Source organism: Kocuria subflava, from assembly GCF_012163155.1.
Classification (GTDB): Bacteria; Actinomycetota; Actinomycetes; order Actinomycetales; family Micrococcaceae; genus Kocuria; species Kocuria subflava.
Genome location: NZ_JAAVUN010000252.1, coordinates 1 through 516, shown reverse-complemented (window position 1 = coordinate 516; position 516 = coordinate 1). Strand labels below are relative to the sequence as shown.

Sequence of the window (516 nt, the reverse complement as noted above, 5' to 3'; positions counted from 1 at the left end):
CACCTCCACTCAGCGCAAAGCGCAGGGGCGTCACCCCTCGCGCCACGAGTTCCATCTGACGTTGCCACAGCTGCTGCACCCGTACCAGGCGGTCTTCCTCGGAGCGGGCAATCCATGGGTTCGGTCGGAAGGGCCAATGGCGCTCAACCTGGCCGGACAGGACCTCGATCCGGTGGTTGGGAGGTAATGCTTTTCCACCCGTGAATGGGGAAAGATCCCAGGTGTGCGAGGCCTTTACCACTCCGGATGGTTTCAGACCGAAAGTGGATGCCAGGAGATGAGCATGAGAAGCTGCTCCGCCGCCTCCCGCCATGTAGTACACGGAACGGGACCCAACTGCATCGTGATAGATCCATAGTCCGGTCCGACTCACCACCAGGATCAGATGGCGGCCCGCCATCAGGTCCAAGCACTCGAGGAACGCCGATTCCGAATCGTTCAAGGCGTCGGCCAAACGAGCGGCTGCGTCTTTTGTGCGGCTCAGGTTCTCGTCGGTGTCCTCACCGAGGTAATACG

At 61.0% G+C, this 516-nt stretch carries 1 pseudogene; it reads right to left on the bottom strand.

Going from position 1 to position 516, the window contains the following annotated elements:
• Nucleotides 1–516, bottom strand: a pseudogene (locus GTW58_RS14415) (hypothetical protein); the annotation flags it as partial.